This window comes from Yoonia sp., from assembly GCF_030731595.1.
Taxonomy (GTDB): domain Bacteria; phylum Pseudomonadota; class Alphaproteobacteria; order Rhodobacterales; family Rhodobacteraceae; genus Yoonia.
This window is the reverse complement of sequence record NZ_JANQTS010000014.1, coordinates 1-1,456: the sequence shown is the minus strand read 5'-3', so window position 1 is coordinate 1,456 and position 1,456 is coordinate 1. Positions and strand designations below refer to the sequence as shown.

The 1,456-nt window shown below is 58.7% G+C and carries 1 pseudogene; it reads left to right on the top strand.

Annotated features, from left to right (window positions below):
* Positions 1 to 937, top strand: a pseudogene (locus NWQ23_RS01555) (IS3 family transposase); the annotation flags it as partial.
* Positions 938 to 1,456 lie beyond the last annotated feature (519 nt).

Sequence of the window (1,456 nt, the reverse complement as noted above, 5' to 3'; positions counted from 1 at the left end):
GTGCGGCAGACCCTCAGCGGCGAGACCTTGTCCGCCATTGGTCCGAGGACAATGGTCGAGCGAGCGCCGGGTTTGCCGCACTTTGGGTCAGCACCGCTCAACGCAGCGCAAGGTGCCTTGCGGTTTGCCGGATGAAGTCCGGTTGACCGAGGACATCACCGCGTTGGCCGAAGAGTATGGGCGCTATGGATACCGCATGATCACCGGACTGCTGAACAACAGCGGCTGGCATGTGAACCACAAGCGCCCCTCTCGGCAGATTTGCAGTGCAAATCGCCTGCCGGGCAATGGTCGAACGGATCTGGCGGCAGGAAGGGCTGAAGGTCCCCCAAAAGCAGCCCCAGAAAGGTCGGCTCTGGCTCAATAACGGATCGTGTGTCCGGCTGCGGCCAGAGCGCCCGAACCACGTGTGGTCCTATGATTTTGTCCAGGATCGCACGCACGACGGGCGGGTCTTCCGCACGCTCAACATCATAGATGAGTTCACGAAGGAGGCGCTGGTGATCCGCGTTAAACGCAAACTGAATTCGACAGATGTGGTCGACGCCCTGACCGATCTGTTCATCCTGCGCGGTCCACCGGAATACATCAGATCCCCCTCTCGGGACATTGCTGCGCAATGCCCTGCCGGACAATGGACAATGGCGCGGAGTTCATTGCCAAGAAGGTGCGCGCCTGGATCGGTGCCGTAGGCGCGAAAACCGCATTCATCAACCCAGGCTCACCGTGGGAGAACGGCTACTGCGAGAGCTTCAACGCCCGTTTCCGCGATGAGCTCCTCAACGGAGAGGTCTTCACCACGCTGCACGAGGCCCAGATCCTGATCGAACGCTGGCGGCGTCACTTCAATACGGTCAGACCGCACAGCGCTTTGGGATACCGGCCACCAGCGCCGAAGAGCATCGTCCCGATAGACCAAAGGCCAACCATGCATTAACATTCAAACTGGACCACCCAATGGGGGCACTCCAGTCCTGTGGCGAACGCGGTGAAAGCGCCAAGCTGCGGAAAAAAACCGGTATGACGCTGGATGTCGTCAAATCGGCCCGTCGAGCCAAGGCGAAGGCTGCGGTCAAGGTGCTTGGCGTGCAAGATATAGATGGATGGATCTGGGGGATTACCCACTGCGCCTGTCGGATGCCGACAAGATGCTTCTGGTCGATACCATCTGCGCCGTGCAGCCTGCATTTATGATGAGCCATAGTGCCTACGACCCTTACAACACTGACCATATGTATGCGGCCCAAGTGGCTTTGGAATATCGCATTATCGCGCAGGCTTGGGGGCATGACCCCGGACAAAAAAGGTGCTCGCTGCGCCGCAGCTTAATCTGTTCGAGCCGCACCAGACGGAACAGATCGGCTGGAAGCCGGATGAGTTTCTCGACGTTACCTTGGTCTGGAACAAAAAACGCGCCATCATAGCGTGTATAGATCGGCAGGAACATCTATGGGAG